We start from the raw sequence: 20,194 nt of genomic DNA, 5'->3' as shown, positions 1-20,194 counted from the left end.
GTTTCTTTAACAACGGCGAGGTGTTCAATCAGAGTCATCATTGAGCTATCTGAAGAGAAATAAGCGTGATTAGATCATGTCATTACTCTACTTTCAATAGGCGTTAAAAAAGTATGCTCGCGCCCTGGGATGATGGGGGGTTGGAGTTCAAACAGGTCCATATCGCCAAACACAAGAAAGCTGTCCTTTGCTCGAGAAACAGCAACATTCAGTATACTATTATCGCGGTCAATAAAACCGCCATCCTCGTGTTTTGAATAGACTGGAGAAAATATAATGATTTGTCTTTCTGAGCCTTGTAATGAATATACTGTACCAATAGTTATTTTGTTTTCGCTGTTCTTATTTAACTCGTATTTGCGGAATACTTGTTTCAGAATGGAAACTTGGGCGCTAAAAGGTGTGACTATGCCAATAACTTCATGGATGCTTTTATTATAATGAGACTCTATTTTCGCCTTATTAGCTGCAACCCAAGCAGCGATAGTTTCTGCCTCTAGTAAATTATGACGACTACTCCCATTTACTGATACACCTTTACCATTAATATGTAGGTAACCCATAGGAGGAAACAAACTATCGGTATTGGCAATACCTCTTTTGGGAAGCAACTTGCCGTGATAACAAAGTGTGTTGCAATAATGAATAATATTATCTACACAACGCCGGTGTTCATAAAGGTACATGCCGCGAATTAATTCAGGATCGTACTGATAACGAGTTGCTAGTTGTGCAATTCGCATGACATTCCCGGTTGCTGCTGTTTTCCCGTATTGGGTCAATTGTTCATATTGTGCCATTGACTGTTCTGGATTATTATCATTGATAATTTTCGCCGCCAACATATTGCCGATGTCGATATGACCTGACACATTCCAAATCGGTGCAATCTGTTCGCTATCACCAATCACTAATGCTTTTTTGGCTAGTGCAAAAGACGCCGCTGCAACTTCAGGTAGTATTTGCCCCGCTTCATCAACTATCAGTAAATCTGCGAAATCATAGAGATAATCATCGTCATGCGGGTTTTGGTTGCGGAATTGTTTGGCGATCATTTTCGTTGGTAGCATATAGCAGGTCATAACAACACAAGGAGTTACTTTCATTCTGCGTTGCCACTGTGATATACAGGCAACTCGTTTGGTTTTACCCTTTTCTTTTCGTATATTACCAATATTCCTCATATCCAGTAACCATCTCCCTTCCCAATAATGCGTGGTGAGTAAAAAGATGGTAAAGCGGATTTGTGTATCTGCTAGTTCATCTGCATATGAGAAGTCCGGCTCTGTGTCTCCTATATAGTCTAATACTTGAGTTGCTTTTCTCCAGTCTTGGGCTGCTTGCTTTTCTAATTCGATAATGTGTTGTGCTGTATCTAGCTGACACTGATGTTCATTACATTCTTTCTGTTTTTGCGTAATAATGTCGTCAATTAATTTTGTTATTTCATTGATATCAGTCCATTTTGGTTGTGAAATTTCTTCAGGCCATAGTTTTTTAAGAAGTAGTTGTATACGGAAATTCCGTTTGCTTTTGACGACTGAAAACCAGGAGAAGAGTGAATAAAGTAAAGGTTCATTTGCACGATATTCTAACCATCGGTCTGATATGGCTTTTAATGCATTAATATGCTTGCGCAGTAATGAAATAATAACCGTTTTCTTTTCAATATAACTCTCGGGATCTATGCCAATAACTTGGGATACTTTTTCCCTGATTTGACAAAGTTTTTGCCAAGACTGTTGTAGGGTAGAGAGCTTGTTAACTTCTTTTTGTAATTGCTGATGTAGTAATTCAACAACAGTTTCTGTTGAAAAATGTGTTTCCCCAGGAAACGCTTGTATTGCAGACATCAGATAATGTTCTTCTGCATACTCAATGAATTTTACTGACTCTATTTGGTTAAAAAAAGTTTCTGTTTGATATTTTTCATCAGCTTTATCTTTTTTGGTTGAGGAAGGGTAATAAGCTCCAAAACTTTTAACTTTAGGCAACCATCGACCTGCCAAAGGTCCCGTTCCATATGAAAAATCCTTTCCAAATGCTTCTATAATATTGGTGACGGCCTGATTATTTGTAGATGTAGCAAGAATAACCGGAGGGGCTGTTTTTGCTAATGCGGCTTTGGCCCATAAGGTTGCAATAACGGATAAAACTAATGTCGTTTTACCCGTTCCTGGCGGACCATTCACGGCCAGAATTTCACCGTGCTGACAATCAAGAAAATGACTGAGTGCATCACGTTGTGCCACCGCTAGTGGGAATTTATCACTTGAATGACCTAATCTGTCGGTAAATTTTGCTCCACATGGTAATAATGGCTCGGTAGCGTCAATATTAGTAGAGGCAAAGCGGGCAAATAATGGAGGAACTTGTTTTGTTTGGAGCATGTGATCATAAAACGCAATAATATGTTTGTTGGTACCACCTGGGTGCATTTTTTTAATGATAAAGCCGTTTTGCGACCGTTCATATTGATGATCATTTCCCTGCCAATCACCAGCAACAGCTTTTAACAGCTCATTACAATCATTCTGATATTCTTGCCATTGCTTTTGAAAACGTTCGATTTTTTCTTGTTTAGTTTGCTGTGAATTGCTATTGCTGATTTGTACATCTTCATAAAAATGGATAGCAGAAACATGATTAACTGTCTTCCAGTTATCGAACTGGGCGATATCTCCAATAGAAAATGTTCCTTTTGCTAGAGGTTCAAGAAGATCACGAGGAATGACAGTCTCTGATGTAGGATAGAGATAACCATCACGTGATAATACAGCCGGAGTAATTAAAGGTGTGATTACTGAAGGCGCACCTGAGGTGCGCTCTTCGCCATGTTCTATGAGGCGTAGATAGACTTGTGGGCGAAGAATGACACTAACGCTTTGTACATCATTAGGTTCTGAAATAAAAAATTGCTTAACTGTATCATCATTGAGGCGACCATTGCGAATGTCAGATGGGGACCAGCGAGAAAATATTTGAGTATCTTTTTTGGTAAAAGCGCCTTGTCCAAATACCGCATCAGCAAGCGAGTTGCGCCAATAAGCCGCAAATGCCAGAGAATTGCTATCCATTGTTAGATCCTGTTAACTTTTCCGTGTATCTTAATAAAGAAATATTTTTTATCATAAAAAATTAATAAACTCTTTAAAAAGATTAATATAATCAATGTATTGGTCAACCAATAATCATAGGTTATTTAGGTTAGAAAACACTCATTCTCTCCTCAATCCTCTCATTAACACCTCAAAAATAAGCAGATTTATTTGTTGTGAGACTTTCGGATCAGACAGATACGCATGTGAATTTTTTTCAAAAGCGCCCATACTTTCTATAACCGCACTCTCTACTGCGTTAGGAAAGTCACCATGCATGATCTGATCAACGCTGTTATTCAATAGTTGTGCCATAACAGATTCATTTTCAGAGACTTTAGTTGCAGTGCCGTACAGCCATGTGAGCTTATCGCCTTCTGTAGTGTCTGCTCCAAACAGGTCATTCATTTGTTCAAGGATGTGCGAAAGCAAATCCTTGGGGCGTTGTGAGATAGAGCTACCTACGCTGGTGATGCCTTTTAACCCTTCACCACCGGCCTGAAGTTTCAGATCCTGAGTACGTTTTTCCCACAAACGGTAATGAGTCAGTTGTATTTGACTGATATCTAAATCGTCATCCAGACGCTCTTCGCGCAGCAGAGGCAGCAAATGGCGGACGAAAACATTTAATCGTTCAAGATCCTCGTCATGTAGATCGACAATCTGTGAAGCAAATTCGTAAAAGCGGGTAAAACTGTTCATATCCTTTTTAAAGGTATCCAGTACATCTTTCGCTTCTCGCGCCTGGTTTAGGCTGCGTTCACAGTTCACTTGCCAGGTCTTATCGCCACTTTGTTTTGCCTGCTCTAAGGTTGAGAGCGCATCGCGTAATACATCTATGGCTGAACGATAACGCTTGGTGAAACGATCCACGGCGGGTTTGCAGTAAGTCGTTAACGCTTCTGGTCCACGTTTTGGGTCAAAGTAGGCATCAGAGAAGTTCGTTACTTCGTTCCATTGCCAGATGTGCTGCTCGTTGAGTTTGTGGTAAATGGCATAGACTAAATTGGGATCTGATACCGTTATCAATTCAGCATTCTGGTAATATTCTTTAAACTCGGCCAGTACATCCTGCGGATCGTTTACGAAGTCCAGCACGTAAGTGGTATCTTTGCCGGGATAGGTGCGATTAAGACGCGATAAGGTCTGGATACAGTCTACACCTTTAAGCTTTTTATCGACGTACATTGCTACCAGCTTCGGTTGGTCAAAGCCGGTTTGGAATTTATTCGCCACCAGCATCACCTGATAATCATCAGTATCGAACGCTTTACGCATATCGCGTCCCTTCAGGCCAGGGTTCATTGAATTTTCTGTGTAGCTTTCTCCTTCATCAACCACTTCACCTGAAAACGCGACCATAGCGGTGAGGCGCTTATAACCTTTTTCAGTGACATAGTGGTTAAATGCTTGCTTGTACTTTACTGCTTCCAATCGGCTGCTGGTTACTACCATTGCCTTGGCTTCGTGGTTAAGTAGCTTTGCCACGTTTTCACGGAAATGTTCAATGATTACCTGTGCTTTTTGGGCGATATTATGCGGATGCAGGCGAATCCATTTGTTGAGCTTAGTTTTGGTTTTTTTGCTGTCGACTTCTTTATCTTCTGCTTCTAGTGCCAATTTGTACGCTTGACCGTAGCTGGTGTAATTCTTCAACACGTCAAGAATAAAACCTTCTTCAATCGCTTGGCGCATAGAATAGAGGTGAAAGGGCTTTGGTTTGTTGTCATTTGCCAATGGCATATCTGGATGAGGCGGGCGGCCAAACAGTTCAAGCGTTTTCGCTTTAGGTGTAGCTGTAAAAGCAAAATAACTGATATCCGATGAGCCCCGACGCGCTTCCAGTGTGGCGTTTATCATGTCCTGACTGTCTATCTCTTCTTTATCAATCTTCTCGGCCATCAGCACTTCGCGTAACTGGCGTGCTGTACTGCCGGTTTGGCTGGAGTGCGCTTCATCCGCGATAATGGCAAAGGCTTGACCTTTTAAGCCAGTGGTTTCCTGAATGGCTTTCAGCACATGTGGGAAGGTTTGAATGGTGACAATGATAATTGGTGTCCCTTGTGAAAGCGCCTCTGCCAGTTGTGACGATTTACTGCCGGATTCTTCGTGGTTAATACGACTAATAACACCGGAGGTATGTTCAAACTGGTAAATAGTATCCTGTAACTGGTTGTCGAGTACCGTGCGGTCGGTAATCACAATCACTGAGTTAAAGATTTTATGACCATCGGGTCGATAGAGTGTGGCTAACTGATGTGACAGCCAGGCAATAGAGTTGGATTTACCTGAACCCGCGCTATGTTGAATTAAGTATTTTTTACCGATGCTTTCTGCCTGCACTGTTGCGAGTACTGACTGGACAGCGCTCCACTGGTGATAACGTGGGAATATCAGGGTTTCTTTGATTTGTTGGTGACCTAGCGGATCGTCCACCCGCTTACTTTCCAGATGCAGATAACGATGGAGAATACGTAACCAATTATCCGGTTGTAAGATTTCCTGCCACAGATAGCTGGTGGCATAACCGTCAACAGGCTGGTCATTACCCGCGCTTCCGTCAGTGGTACCACGGTTAAATGGCAGGAAGAAGGTTTTTTTACCATCCAGTTTGGTAGTCATTGCTACTTCATATTGGCTGACGGCAAAATGTACCAGTGCACCTCGTTTAAAGGTGAGTAATGGTTCTGGTTTATTACCGGTCTTTGGCTGACGGTCGTTGATATATTGTAATTTTGCTGCATCCAGCGTCTGCTTAAAAGCCGATTTCAGTTCCAGAGTTGCTACTGGCAGGCCATTAACAAACAAGGTCAGATCGATACGACCATCGTAACCATTAGGGGAGTAAACCAGCTCTGGCACGATGCGCAAGCGGTTGGCTTTATAGCGGGTCATCAAGTCCGGGTTAAGTTCATGGTCTGGCTTAAAAGTGCAAAGCTCAAACCGTGTACCGCGGTCTTTTACTGTATGGCGCAGTGTCCAGAGCGTACCGTAGTTGTTTAGGTGTTTTTCAATCGCATTAAAGAAGTGTGTTTTAGTATCTTTTGGATAAATGCTACAGAACTTTTCCCAGGCATCAGGCTGGGTTTCTTGTACATAGGTCAATGCATCTTCTGGGTATAAGGCACGTTTGCGGTCATAATTGGCCGAAATACCCAACAGCCAGCCCTGAGATTGCAAGCTGGCGATAATGTCATTTTGGAACAGAAGTTCTGCGGATTTAGATACCAAAATTAATTCTCCTGATAAGCGTGTTTAGTAATGATTTTTACCTTGTTTAACTTATGGTTATTGTGGAATCACTGAATATGACTCATGCGACATCCTTAGCGGCTTGCCAATCGCGCACGTCGATTTTGCCCGTGACCGCAGCGGAGATTAGGGCGGAACGGCGTTCTTTGAGAAGCTCAATAGATTTAAATGACTTTTCCTCTAGTTCGTTAAAACGAGTCATTTTTTTGTTTAAATAGGAGATTATTTGGGAAATTTCATGACTTGGTGGAAAAGGTATTGCACTGTTTGAAAGATATTCAGACTCAATGCTTTCAACTGTAGCTCCTTGCTTGCACCACTCAAGGAGTAATTGAGTTTCATTACCTCGAATGAAATAAGTGAAAAACTCAGCATTTAGCGGAGTTTTGAAAATCAAAGCTTTCATGTCCTGATTTAATGTTACAGGGCAAGTATTAATAGCAACAGGGATAGTTCTCTGAAGAATTCCAGATCTGACAACAATCAAAACTGCACCGGATGCAATTAATTTTGTAGATGATTCAACAATGGCTGTTTTAGTAATTTTATCTTCCGAGTTGCTTATATAAAAGCTTTTCATATCTTTAGGGGATACCCAAGGAATATCACCATTCCAATATTCAAGTTTGTCTTTTGATGGTGTTCCTCCGCCCGAGAATAGGCAGTTATATTTCAGTGGGCTAATTCTCCAATGTTCCGGCACTTCCCCAAGCCATTCAATACCAGAATTCTTCATTTTTACATTAGGATTTAGTCCTTTAGTCACTGCATGAGAAATTACTGCCTGCCGTTTTTCTTTCAGAAGTTCGATGAGTTGTTTTTGTTTGGAGATCAACTGATCGATTTTGAAGGTTTCATAATTGAGGAATTTGCTAATCGATTTTTGTTCAAAGAATGTAGGGAAACAAAAATACTCTTGTAAATAGGATTCTGAGTCTAAATTCTGTATCCCTGTTGTTTGTTTAATTGATGAATAGTTAACCTTTCTTTCATAGAGGTGGTGAAATGCATATGTAAGAAAAGTACTATCATAATTTTTCTTTGGTGTCATTTTGGCTATAAAGTTAGATGTAATCGCAGGAAAAGAGCGATCAAATTTTACAACGCATCCAACAAGATTTTTTTCACCACCTCCAGATTTCTCAATTAAGAGGTCACCAGACTTAAGTAATCTAGATTTTTTTTCACTATCTGAAATAGAACGATATGTTAATTTATCATCTACTATGGACAACATGTTTCTATCAAAATCAGCGACACGAATTACCACTATATTATTTTCACCATCAGGATCATTTCCCCAAATCCCATTAGTGCATCCATTAATAGTCCTTTTTAATGAATGTAATTTCCATTCGGAAGGAACTTTCCCCAACCACTCAACGCCAGAATCCTTATATTCCGGATATGCTTTATATCGACTCATCAAGAATGCACCTCTGCCAACAGCGCCATAATTTCCCGGCTGACTTTATCCAAATCGGCATCAATTTCTTCCAGTGAGCGTGGAGGTTGGTACTGATAGAAATGGCGGTTAAATGGAATCTCATAACCCACAATACCTACTTGACCGTCATACTCGTCAGTTTTGCTGGTATCTATCCAGGCATCCGGCACATGTGGTTTTACTTCACGTTCAAAGTAATCATTAATAGATTCATTTAACGGCACATTTTCATAGTCGCGTAGGCTGGTATTTGCTTCTGGCTGGCCTTTGCTGGTACAAATTTCGGCTTCTTCGTCAGATTCACTCAGATGTTTAACCAGCAATTTCCAAACCGTAGCAGAAACCTTTATCGGTAACGCCTGTTTGAATTTATCGCGTGACAGGTATTTCTCATCGAGTGTATCCAATGCCGCTAGTAGAGTTTGTGGCTCCTCGACTTTTTTCCAGTCTTTCTCCGCCTGCATTGCTTCACGGCGCTCTACGTCATGCGGATAGAATGCCAGCCTGAGTGGGCGCTCAATAGTAATACGGCGATAGCCAAAATCAGACGTTTTAAACAGCTTTGCATTGTCAGTAGGTTGGTAACGAGAATAAAGATTCACAATCTCACTAATTTGCTCTTCCGTCAGATAACGGCGTTTGCTGCCCAGAGACTTACGCATCGACTCAAACTGATCGGTGGCGTTAATCAGCAATACTTTTCCTCTGCGCTCCTGTGGCTTGTGGTTACTCAGTACCCAGATATAAGTCGCGATACCGGTGTTGTAGAACATATCCGTTGGCAGCGCGACGATAGTATCCAGTAAATCTTGTTCCAACACATAACGGCGAATTTCACTTTCACCACTACCCGCACCCCCAGTAAATAGCGGCGAACCGTTGAGGATAATACCGATACGGCTGTTATCGTTCATTTTGCTAATCAGGTGCAGCAGAAACAGTAACGAACCGTCAGAGACACGTGGCAAACCGGGACCAAAACGGCCATCGTAACCCCGTTTTTGTTCATCACGGATGGTTTTCTCCACCTTCTTCCAGTCAACGCCAAACGGTGGATTAGACAAACAGTAGTCAAAGCGTTCGTTATATAACTGGTCATCCGATAGTGTGTTACCCAGTTTGATGTTGCTAATGTCCTGACCCTTAATCAGCATATCTGCTTTACAGATCGCGTAGGACTCTGGGTTCAGTTCCTGCCCGTAGGTTTTCAGGCTGGCGGAAGGGTTAATCTCATGCAGATATTCCATGCCGCTGGAGAGAAAGCCACCGGTACCCGCGGTTGGATCGTAGATACGGCGGATAAGCCCTGGAAGGGTTAATGCTTCGTCATCATCAGCAAGTACCAACGAGGTAGTAAGGCGCACGATATCACGTGGGGTAAAGTGTTCCCCTGCGGTTTCGTTCGAGCTTTCTGCGAAGCGACGGATCAGATCTTCAAAGATTAAACCCATATCGTGATTACTGACAGATGTTGGGCTTAGATCGGTATCGGCAAACTGCTTCACTACTTTATACAGTAGGTTGGCATCGTCCAGTTGTTGCAGGTATTCAGTGAACTTGAAGTGTTCAAAGATTTCCCGCGCATTGCTGCTGAAAGAACGGATATAACGTTCAAGGTTAAGGCGGGTTTGTGTTTCACCTAACTTGCTAAGATCCAACGGTGAGGTGTTATAGAAGTGTTGGTTAGCCGCGTGGCGCAGGATTTTCTCTGCCGCGTTATTATCCATTTTTTCTACTGACACTGTTTTGTCTAATACGGTTTGCTTGGTTGGCTCCAGCACACACTCAAGACGGCGTAACACCGTAAATGGCAGAATAACGCGTCCGTATTGGGATTGTTTGAAATCACCGCGTAAAAGATCGGCTACTGACCACAAAAACGCGGCCATTGAAGAAAAATTAGTCATTGGTATTCTACCTAAAGTTTTTTCTCTATTGTCCATGATGTGAGGCGGCTCGCAAGAACAATGAATACATTTCTTGTCTTGTTACATGAATGACTAAAAAATTTGATAGTAGAAGAGAGAAATAAGTATTGTATTGCTTATGTGTTTATACCCGGCAACTTTCAAGTTGCCTCTTTGTTGGTTGCACTCACTCACCCCGGTCACATCGTTATCTATACCCTTCATCTTTCAAGCTGCTGCTTTGTTGGCTGCGTTCACTTACCCCAGTCACAGAGTTATCTATGCTCCTGGGGATGCGTTCTCTTGCCGCCGCACTGCAACTTGAAATCTATTGGGTATAGGCTACCGGGGATTTGCTCCCTTGCCGTGGCGAAGCATCTTGAAATCCATTGGGTATATGCATATTGTAGTTAGCTTTTTATGAGACGGAATACAACATCTACAGGGAACAGATATTTCAGTAGATAAATTAGTATAGGTGAAGTGATGATGAAAATCTCTCTTGGTAGAAATGAATTATTATATTTTGCTAATAGTTTACCAGGGTTCTGTGATATTGATTTATCACGAATAAGTTCTGTGTTTATTGCTCAAGTTATGCAATTATATTACGGGAGAGTCATCAATATTTTTAATATCATAGATAGGGTTAAATCTCTTGAAGGAATAATGGAATCCTCGTGTATTAAGGATGAAGGGGTATTCCTCTATGAACCATTAAAAGGATTAATGAAAGCGCATTTTACTAATGCCAGGTTTATTTTTAAAAACATTAAAAATCAATGGGGTAGTGATAAGTATATGGGAAAAACAATAAATAAGGCATTTCATAATAATAAATCAGAGTATGTTGATGATGATCTTATTAATTATATATCCTATCAGTTAGCCATTGGTGCATATGATAAAAAAATTAAAGGTAAAGCTATTACAGGTGAATGGATTATATTTCAAAAATATCAAGGTAAAAATTATTATCTGACATTAGGTTATCACAGTGAAGGGGATAAAAATATATACAAAAGAGTCTGTGTGGCGTATGAGCAGGATTTTTCCTTTCTAAAATATGAGTTATAAATTAAATATTTTAATTTATAATGTTAGGGAATTAATTCTTACCTTAATTTATTATTAGAGTCCTTAGATATATTGTTTTCAATATAATAACACAACATATCACTTACAGCTTCAGCCCATTTGTCTACTTCTTCAAACGAATTTGTATGACTGGCAAGTCGTTCTCCTATTGATAACATCGTTTCTAAAAGTAACTTAGAGATAAAATATCGATGCTCATCGGCTATATTAGGAATAGTTTCATTAATGAATCTTAGAACAAGTAACATAGTCTCTTTTTCTTGCTGTGTTGTTTCATCTGAATCACGAAAAAAAGGTGCTGCGTCAGATAGTGCTGTGCGTAATACCGCTTCTTCACATTCGGTATGAAAAAATTTTTTTATTGCCAAACGTAGACGTTGCAGTGGTGGAATAGTGAAATCAAATAGAATATTGGCTAAGTCTTGCTGAGTTTGTTTCCATTCGTTTTCTTGCAGTGAAAAAAGAATAGCCTGTTTATTAGGAAAATATTGATATAACGATCCAATACTGACTCCTGCTTTTTCTGCTATTCGACTTGTCGTAAAACAATGGACTCCTTCTTGGAGTAAAACGCGAGTAGCGGCTTCCAGAATATTCGCAACTAAATGCATAGAGCGTATCTGTTTGGGAGCCTTTCTAATTGAAATAACAGGGAAATTTTTCTTTTGCATAATTCTTTTCCTGATATGCGAATATTAAATGTGAATAATTACTCGTATTCTATCACTCAATAGTTAGCGGAACTATTTATACATAGAGGAAATATGATGAATACATTAACCACTCATCCATTGAGTACAATATTAGAAAAACTTTTCTCCGAATCTGACAATTCTCAAGCCCGGCTTTTTCAAACATTGGGTTATCTACCCGAAACCGAGCAGCAAGCGTTGATGAAAGAAGCGGGTGGTGAGAACTATAAAGTATTTTATACTCGAGCTAAAGAACATTATATGTCAATATCAAGGGATACAGGCAATTTACTGTATATACTTTGTCGAGCTAATAATTCCAGATCGGTAATTGAATTTGGTACTTCATTTGGAATATCTACTCTACATTTGGCCGCAGCCGTGAAAGATAATGGTGGTGGAAAGGTAATTAGTACCGAGTTTGAACATAAAAAGGTGGTACAAGCGCGTATAAATATGGAAAAGGCAGGTGTCGAACATTTAGTTGAAATTCGGGAGGGAGATGCTATCGAGACATTAGGGCAAAATTTACCAGAAAAAATTGATTTTATTCTATTAGACGGCGCAAAAACTCTTTATCACCCTATTTTAATGATGTTAGAAGATCGTATGCACACGGGAACATTGATCGTGGCCGATAATGCAGATTGGGCGCCAGAATATTGCCATTATGTTCGTATTAGTGATAATTATGTTTCTGTCCCCTTTGCTAAAGATATTGAATTATCTATCAGATTATAGTCTGAAGTATAAAGCACATCTGCTAAGGTGTGCTTTACCAATGCACCAGAATAATATCATTATTTTGATAATCTACTTCCAGATAATGAGCAAATTCGTAGCAGAATTCAGTCTCATTTTCATATACCGATAAAATAACCTTTTGATTTATTTTCATGCATAGGTGCCGATTGTGTTGGTGCGATCCAGCTCTATCAAGGCTGTGATGTGGTTTCTGTGACAGAAATTCATGCTGAGCCATTGGGTGAATATGAAATTGGAGAGAATAGTGAATAGAGATAGGCTTTATCTGGCAATTTAGCCAGTAACTTATTTAAGATTACTGGCTGTCAAGTCGAAAATAGCATAACAAAATGATTTTTCTGTTTTTTTATAAGCATTCAACTTTTGTCATTGAAATGCTGTACCCCTTTACCGTTTTTTTCAGTCGTTTTTTAACATATACCTCCCGTGTTATTACTGAATACTGTGTGCATCAGAAGTAAATCTAATTTGGTGTCTGAGAGGAATCTTTCATCTTTTATCTTGCAGCGAGTCGATGAATTATCCAGCTCGTGGCAGATGAAGTTATGGATATGCTTGAAACGTGGACCGTAATCCGTTTCGCTGGCGTTGCGTTTGATAGTAAGTAGAGTTTGTATTTCTCGCATCAGATCTGCATTTTCGACAGTTGCGGCTAGTAAGGCATCGAAGCGCATTGGTGGTGCACCTTTACCTGCTTCTATCCAACGAACAGCCAGCAAGGGGCGCAGTACATAGAGGTATTTTTTCAGCCGTATTTCTTTACCTTGCAGATGACCCCGAAAATTTTTTTTCGCCATGGATAGATAGTGATATCGCGCTCTGTTGTTGGAAAAGTAGTCTGGTAGTAGGGCGCGTAGCGCCGTCATAAATTCCACGTCTTCACAGTAAACCACGGGTGAATCTGTCCATTCCATCAATGTTGGGTTGGCCCGTTTCAGTAGCCCCAGAGTTTTGCGCAGTTCCCAGCCAGAGATATCCAGTTCGTCGTTGATCGGTAATTCGATCACATCGCGTGGTGGGTCTACGCGTAAATACCACGACGGATCATGTACATAAATAAAACGTACGTCGTAGTCACTGTTTGTTGAAGCAAATCCCCAACCACGGCTACCCGATTCACAGGCATAAAGTATCCGTATTTGCTGTTCTGTTTCAAGTTGCGCCAACTTTTGGCGTATGTGTTGTTTCATAGTGTCACTGACGCCGCATTTTTCTTTCATATTTGTTATCCTTTTACGCAAACTACTTGACGCAGGGTGTGAACGATTTCTACCAGTGAAGACTGAGCCGCCATTACCGCCTCAATGTCTTTGTAGGCCATTGGGATTTCGTCGATTACGTCGCTATCCTTACGGCATTCCACGTGGGCCGTGGCGCGTTTCTGATCCTCTATTGTGAAACGCTTTTTTGCTGCCGTGCGGCTTAATACCCGTCCGGCGCCGTGACTGCATGAACAGAAACTCTCTTTATTCCCCAGACCACGGACGATAAAGCTTTTCGCGCCCATTGAACCAGGAATGATACCCATCACTCCTTTGTGTGCGGCCACTGCACCTTTGCGTGTTACCAGCACGTTTTGACCAAAGTGCTGCTCTTGCTGCACATAATTGTGGTGGCAGTTAACAGCTTCTGTCATGGCAGTGAAGGGCTTTGTAATCACTGTAGCCAGTGCTGTTAGCGTATGTTGCATCATGACTTCACGATTATGACGGGCGAAGTTTTGTGCCCAACTGACCGCCTCCATGTAGTCCCTAAAGTGGCGGCTACCTTCTTCAAAATAAGCCAAATTACGATCAGGCAGATTAGTGATGTGCTGTTTCATATCCTGCTGAGCGAGGGTAATAAATAGATGACCAATGGCATTACCGATGCCACGCGAACCGCTGTGTAGCATTACCCATACTTGATCAGATTCATCCAGACACAGTTCGATAAAGTGATTACCGGTACCTAGCGTACCTAGGTGCTGATAATTGTTGGTTTTCAGGAGCTGCGGGTATTTATCGGTCAGGCGTTTAAACCCAGGCTGTAACATATTCCAATGATGGTTGACAGTTGCTGGCGGTTTCTGCCAGGAACCTTTATCGTGACCAGTGCGGTTTACCGTACGACCATGTGGTACGGCGATTTCAATCGCTCGGCGGATGGCATACAGATTGTCTGGTAAGTCACGGGTATTTAATGAGGTACGTACAGCCATCATACCACAGCCGATATCTACCCCCACGGCTGCGGGAATAATTGCTCTATGTGTTGGGATTACGCTGCCGATAGTTGAGCCTTTGCCGAGATGGACGTCAGGCATTACTGCCAAATGGCTAAATATGAAAGGCATTTTTGCCGTGTTTAATAACTGCTCACGAGCTTCTGCTTCGACGGGTACGCCATGAGTCCACATTTTTATTGGTACACTGTTTGGTGCAGTGATCAACTCGTAATCATTTGTTTTCACGCTTCTCTCCTTGTTATTTACTCGTTACTATTACCATGGTTAAGCCCGTCCGGTTAGGCTTTTTAATTTGCCATTCTTTATCGTGGAGAGCGATATGAGTTACCTTCACGTACTACGTGTACGTTTCGCTGTGTGCTCCTGTGCTCACTGTTCATTCATAAGAATGGCTTGTAATAATAACGTTTGTTAAATAGGTAGTTAGAATGATTAGTCTTTTTCCCTTATTTAATCAACTCTTCTGTATTTATTTCCTCATAGAAAGTTAAAAAAGAGTATAAAGAGCAGATTTTTTTATTTGCAATACTATTGTATCTGATGAATATTGCAAATTTTTAATATTGTTGTCTTGCTGAGTAATATTGAAATTGTGATGTCAATCTATATACAAAGGTATTTTTAAGAATTAATATTAATTTGTAAGTGATTTTTTGATTTAATGAGTGATTGTAAAGTTAATAAAAGATTTTTATACAATGATATTGTTTAAATATTATGTGTTAATGTTATTAAATTAGATGGAAATATATGCTGAATTATTGTGTGAGTACAGAATGATTTAATATTTTTTAAATGAATAATATTATCTATTTTTGGACAGGGTAATCCTGTGGTTAATAAGCACCTTTGCGCTAATTCTTTATTTTCAGACGTAACGATACCCAATGTGATGAATGAATGCAGTTAAGTAATTCCTTTGCTCTTGGAATCGCTGTAATATTATCTGTGTTATCAATTTCTTTTCTTTCTATGAATTTGGATATTCTATAACGGGAAGGAGAGTCACCTAAAAAATGAGTAACGGTTTCAGATGTTCTTCTACCATATGCAAACTCTATGACATCGTTGAAATTTAAGTGATATTTTTGAGAAAAATCTAACCCTGTTTCCTGAACAGCTTCCGTAGAATCAATAAAAGTTCCATCTATATCGAATAGAAAGCCAGTTAATGTGCGATACATATTAAGATTCCTTTTTGGCGTGAAAATATTATTTGAGCCAATTAATATCAGACATGATGAATGATGTGTCTAAAAATCTATAGTCATTTTCTGAAAAATAAATGAATTTAGTTGATAAAAATCCTAGGGTCACTATTAACTGATTTAAGTCTAAAAGGAAATTACTATGCAATTTGTTTAATGCTGTATTTATACCTGTTATCTTTCAAGTTGCCTCTTTGTTGGCTGTACTCACTCACCCCGGTCACATCGTTCTCTATGACATAGTTATCTATGCTCCCGAGGATTCGCTCCCTTGCCGTCGCGATCCATCTTGAAATTTATTGGGTATATAGGGGGCTTAATATGAATCTGATTAAATATTAAATCTGTTAACTCATAGAAGTAATAACTTGATGTTATGAATACATTAAAAAGATTAGCAGGGTCTGAAAATAATTTAAAATTACTCCTGTTAACTAAAAAATTCTCTGCTGTGCCAGACGGATAATATATTCTCTGATGCAACAATAAAATCAGGGTGTACTTGACCACAGAACCATTGTAAAAAATCTGCACTATGTTTTATGTCAACTTTTGAAATTATTATGCTCTTGAGGAAAGACGGTATAAATATAGTATTGTATCCTAATTCTTTTGCTGAAAAATAGTGCATTGGTAAAAATAGATTTACATGAATTTATATCGTAAGGATTAATTAAGTTGATACCAATGTCATTAAGAAGATTTAAAGCTAGCGCCGTGATCTTAACTTTCTTTGATTCCGCTGACTTTCTAATTAACCTTATATCTTAATTATCACAGTTGTAACAAACGGCAATTTTGGTTGAATCACTAAAAGCGATCCCTTGGGTTTCAGCCTTGCGTAACGAAAAAAAGCGCATAGAGGAATGAGCGCTCTTTGCTTCAAGGTTAACATACGGGTATCGCTGACTCAGGCACTTAGTTCCCTTCTTAAGCAAATCTCAGGTTAAATTAAGGTCAATACTTTTGTTTTGTTAATCTCAATTTTATTTCATATTCTCAAATTTAATCCTCATTAATACTTGCCAACGTACTTCCTGCCTGTTGATAAGATCCTTCTTTTACATGGATATGAATTTCCCCAGAACGATGTGCGGTCAGTTGTGTTTCCATCTTCATTGCTTCCATCACCGCAATGACGTCACCTTGTTTAATTTCATCACCTTCCTGTACATACCAAGATTGTAAAATGCCGGATATTGGAGCGGGTACCTGATTAGGTGTGGTGATTGTTTCTTCAGTGGCGCTATTGGCGTTTTTAGTCATCGAATTCTGTTCAGGATTGGACAATGAAAGTCCTTTCAATAATTCGGTAGATAGCCCCAATTGATGACGACGGCCATCAATTTCGATAAAAGTACGGGTTACTTTTTCTTGATGATGATTTTCCTGACGCGGAGATATTTTTACTTGGTTGATAAAGTCAGTTTCGATCCAACGTGTATGGACCTTGAATGTATCATCAGAAATAAAATCGGGATGCTGCATGACGGCTTGATGAAAAGGTAGTACTGAGGCGACGCCTTCAATGTTGAATTCCTGTAATGCGCGTCGCGCCCGGGCAATGGCTTGTTGGCGAGTTTTTCCGGTGACGATCAACTTAGCCATCAGGGAATCAAAGGTACTTGGGATCACGGAATTCGTTACAACACCAGAATCCAATCTTATTCCAGGACCAGAAGGTGGAGAAAATAGAGTCACTGTTCCTGGTGTGGGCAAAAATCCTTTACCTGCATCCTCTGCGTTAATACGAAATTCGAAAGAGTGTCCTGAAGGAATTGGTGTTGTTGTTAATGATAAAGGCTTACCTTCGGCAATCCGAAATTGCTCGATTACAATGTCGATACCCGTTGTTTCTTCGGTGATAGGGTGCTCAACTTGCAAGCGAGTATTGACTTCTAGAAAGGAAATGGTCCCATCAGCACTGAGCAGAAACTCTACCGTACCCGCTCCGGTGTAATGGGCTTCAGCACAAATATCCCGGGCTGCCTGGTGGATACGTTGGCGCTGATTATCAGTCAGAAATGGGGCCGGTGCTTCTTCCACCAGTTTTTGATTGCGTCGTTGTAGTGAACAATCACGTGTGCCAAGTATGACGACATTGCCGTGCTTATCAGCCAGAACTTGAGCTTCAATATGACGAGGCTTATCCAGAAACTGTTCAATGAAACATTCCCCACGTCCAAAGGCAACGGTTGCTTCACGAACAGCTGAATTGTAGAGTTCGGTCACTTCATCCAGACGCCATGCCACTTTCATGCCCCGTCCACCACCGCCATATGCCGCTTTGATTGCGATTGGCAGACCATATTTTTCAGCAAACGTCAGGGCTTCCTCTGCATTTTCTACCGGTTCTTCTGTACCTGAAACCAGTGGTGCACCTACACGTTGGGCGATTTTACGCGCTTTTACCTTGTCACCAAGAATATCGATTGTCTCTGGTTCAGGACCAATCCAGATTAACCCGGCGTCAATGACGGCGCGGGCAAATTCTGCCCGTTCGGACAAAAATCCATACCCCGGATGTACCATGTTGGCACCTGAACGTTTAGCGATATCCAGTAGTTGGGAAATATTAAGATAAGTCTCTGCGGGGCTGTTTCCCCCCAGACCATAAGCTTCATCAGCCAACTGTACGTGTTGTGCATTGATATCTGAATCCGCATAAACGGCAATGGATTGTAAGCCATAATCTCGGCAGGCACGGATGATACGGACTGCAATTTCACCACGGTTGGCGATCAGAATTTTCTTCATTGGGTTATCCTTATTATTCATGAGTAGTCAGCGCTTCCTGTATTTCGTGAAATTCATTAATTGGATGGAAGCGGATATAGGCATTGATAGGAATTTGTCCGGCAAGATCAAGATGATAGCTAGCGACTGAGCCAATAACAGGATAACCGCCGGTCAAGGGATGATCCGCCAGAAACAGAACCGGTTGTCCATTGGCAGGAACTTGGATAGCTCCGACAGCAGTTCCTTCACTGGGTAACTCTGCATGGTTGCAACGTGATAACGGTGTGTCTCCATTTAGGCGAATCCCAACCCGATTAGATTGTGGTGTGACTCGCCAGAGCTGATTTTGTAACAGAGATAGCGCTTCTTCTGTGAACCAGTCAGTCCGAGGCCCCAGAATAATATCCAGTGTGACGATATCGTCAGGGGCAGGCATATTAAAAGCCGGGCTTTCATCCATGGATACTGCGGAACTGCGCGTGACGGAAAGAATATTCAGCAGATCGCCTGTAACAACTGGCTTGGGGCCAATATGTGCCAGCGTATCGTAAGATCGGCTGGAAAGAATAGGTTGCTGCGCAAAACCTCCTCGTACTGCCAGATAAGAACGCACCCCCGCTTTGGGCGTTCCTAATGTCACTTTATCCCCTTCACTGAGATCAACAGGTTGGTAGCTATCTGCTTGAAACTTCTGGCCAGATGCCGTTTGGATAACGATAGGACAATCAGCCCCAGTGACCGAGATAATAACGTTGCCATGGGAGATGAAGCTTAATCCACCTTCCGCAATTTCCAGACATGCGCTATCGGAAGGATTACCGACGATACGATTTGCACTTCGCAGCGCTGTTTTATCCAGTGCACCCGCCGCGGAAATTCCTAAACCAGCCTGCCCGGAACGGCCTAAATCCTGAAAAAGCGTTTGTATTCCGGTTGATAAGATTGCCAGAGATAGGTGTTTATCAACCTGTGAAGAGATGACATCTGCGGGAGTAATTAGGCTTTCAGGTTTGGTAATGGTGACTGTTGTGCCTTTGCCTTTATCTCTGAAACGTACTCGAAAGCCCGGTTGTAACAGGGAAGGGGGATTGCGCGAGAGATCCCACATGCGTTCTGGCGTGATGCCGATGATTTGCCATCCCCCGGGGCTGGCTTGTGGATATATACCACTAAATTCTCCTGCTAGCCCTACCGATCCGGCAGAGATACGAGCACGTGGGGTCATCCGGCGGGGAACCCGCAAAACATCAGAATTTGCCACTAAATAAGCAAATCCGGGAGCGAAACCCGTAAAAGCAACGGTATATTCATTTTCTGTATGCCGTTTAATGACTTCTTTAATGGTTATCCCGAGGAGATCCGCCACTTCAGTCAGATCTTCGCCAGTGTAATGCACAGAAATTTCAACGAGTTTGCCTGTTGTTCTATCGCGTGTATCCAGGTTACGACTGTTGATTTCTCTGGCAAGTTGACTGGCGGTAATAATATTAGGACGAAACTGGATCAGCAGTGTTCTGGCGGCTGGAATAATTTCTTCTACTCCTGAAATTGGGCTGGCGTTAAGTGAATCAAATAAAGCCAGTGTTTCATCCAAATCGTAAAGTTCAACAATAATGGTATTCAAATTAACCGGTAGAAAACGCACGGAATACTCCTGGATATCAAACTGCATTGAAATAAGCATGTATACCCTTCATCTTTTAAGCTGCTGCTTTGTTGGCTGTGTTCACTTGCCGCCACACTGCAACTTGAAATCTATTG

The 20,194-nt window shown here is 41.1% G+C and carries 11 protein-coding genes and 2 pseudogenes; 2 read left to right on the top strand and 11 right to left on the bottom strand.

Features of this window, described 5'->3' with window-relative positions:
* Nucleotides 1-125: 125 nt before the first annotated feature.
* From EAE89_RS19105 to EAE89_RS19090, 4 genes and pseudogenes are all read right to left on the bottom strand, one after another.
* Nucleotides 126-3,077 (bottom strand): annotated as a pseudogene (locus tag EAE89_RS19105) (AAA domain-containing protein); the annotation flags it as partial.
* A 141-nt stretch (nucleotides 3,078-3,218) separates the two neighbouring features.
* On the bottom strand, nucleotides 3,219-6,332 hold the full coding sequence (locus EAE89_RS19100) for a type I restriction endonuclease subunit R (RefSeq protein WP_214086420.1): 3,114 nt from the start codon (nucleotides 6,330-6,332) through the stop codon (nucleotides 3,219-3,221).
* Nucleotides 6,333-6,411: 79 nt separating this feature from the next.
* The gene (locus EAE89_RS19095) at nucleotides 6,412-7,776 is read right to left on the bottom strand and encodes a restriction endonuclease subunit S (protein WP_214086417.1); all 1,365 of its coding nucleotides are present in this window, start codon (nucleotides 7,774-7,776) and stop codon (nucleotides 6,412-6,414) included.
* Nucleotides 7,776-9,704, bottom strand: a complete 1,929-nt coding sequence (locus EAE89_RS19090) for a type I restriction-modification system subunit M (protein ID WP_054477819.1) — start codon at nucleotides 9,702-9,704, stop codon at nucleotides 7,776-7,778. The genes EAE89_RS19095 and EAE89_RS19090 overlap by 1 nt, the downstream gene beginning before the upstream one ends.
* A 489-nt stretch (nucleotides 9,705-10,193) precedes the next feature.
* Here EAE89_RS19090 and EAE89_RS19085 point away from each other — a divergent pair, with 489 nt between their 5' ends.
* Entirely contained in the window at nucleotides 10,194-10,781 is a 588-nt protein-coding gene (locus EAE89_RS19085) for a hypothetical protein (RefSeq protein ID WP_214086416.1), read from the top strand.
* 38 nt (nucleotides 10,782-10,819) lie between these two features.
* Here the strand turns inward: EAE89_RS19085 and EAE89_RS19080 are convergent, their stop codons facing one another.
* Nucleotides 10,820-11,473: a TetR/AcrR family transcriptional regulator gene (locus EAE89_RS19080; protein WP_054477841.1), complete on the bottom strand. Its 654-nt coding sequence runs from the start codon at nucleotides 11,471-11,473 to the stop codon at nucleotides 10,820-10,822.
* A 96-nt stretch (nucleotides 11,474-11,569) separates the two neighbouring features.
* On the opposite strand from EAE89_RS19080, the gene EAE89_RS19075 reads away from it, so the two are divergent.
* Nucleotides 11,570-12,235, top strand: a complete 666-nt coding sequence (locus tag EAE89_RS19075) for an O-methyltransferase (protein ID WP_172910460.1) — start codon at nucleotides 11,570-11,572, stop codon at nucleotides 12,233-12,235.
* Between the two features lie 434 nt (nucleotides 12,236-12,669).
* On the opposite strand, the gene EAE89_RS19070 is transcribed toward EAE89_RS19075, so the two are convergent.
* From EAE89_RS19070 to EAE89_RS19050, 6 genes and pseudogenes are all read right to left on the bottom strand, one after another.
* Nucleotides 12,670-13,479 (bottom strand): nucleotidyltransferase domain-containing protein, encoded by an 810-nt coding sequence (locus EAE89_RS19070; protein WP_054477845.1) that lies wholly within the window; start codon nucleotides 13,477-13,479, stop codon nucleotides 12,670-12,672.
* A gap of 5 nt (nucleotides 13,480-13,484) precedes the next feature.
* Nucleotides 13,485-14,711: an RtcB family protein gene (locus EAE89_RS19065; protein ID WP_054477847.1), complete on the bottom strand. Its 1,227-nt coding sequence runs from the start codon at nucleotides 14,709-14,711 to the stop codon at nucleotides 13,485-13,487.
* Nucleotides 14,712-15,340: 629 nt separating this feature from the next.
* Nucleotides 15,341-15,670, bottom strand: coding sequence for an HAD hydrolase-like protein (locus EAE89_RS19060; RefSeq protein ID WP_054477849.1), 330 nt, complete (start codon nucleotides 15,668-15,670; stop codon nucleotides 15,341-15,343).
* Between the two features lie 803 nt (nucleotides 15,671-16,473).
* Nucleotides 16,474-16,604, bottom strand: a pseudogene (locus EAE89_RS24450) (IS982 family transposase); the annotation flags it as partial.
* A 95-nt stretch (nucleotides 16,605-16,699) separates the two neighbouring features.
* Nucleotides 16,700-18,472, bottom strand: coding sequence for an acetyl/propionyl/methylcrotonyl-CoA carboxylase subunit alpha (locus EAE89_RS19055; RefSeq protein ID WP_214086415.1), 1,773 nt, complete (start codon nucleotides 18,470-18,472; stop codon nucleotides 16,700-16,702).
* Nucleotides 18,465-20,078: a 5-oxoprolinase subunit B/C family protein gene (locus EAE89_RS19050; protein WP_214086419.1), complete on the bottom strand. Its 1,614-nt coding sequence runs from the start codon at nucleotides 20,076-20,078 to the stop codon at nucleotides 18,465-18,467. Before EAE89_RS19050 ends, EAE89_RS19055 begins: the two co-directional genes overlap by 8 nt.
* Nucleotides 20,079-20,194: the final 116 nt, after the last annotated feature.

It is taken from the genome of Photorhabdus heterorhabditis (assembly GCF_018448905.1).
Classification (GTDB): Bacteria; Pseudomonadota; Gammaproteobacteria; order Enterobacterales; family Enterobacteriaceae; genus Photorhabdus; species Photorhabdus heterorhabditis.
Note: the sequence above shows the minus strand (reverse complement) of the source record. Positions and strands in the feature narration are given on the sequence as shown.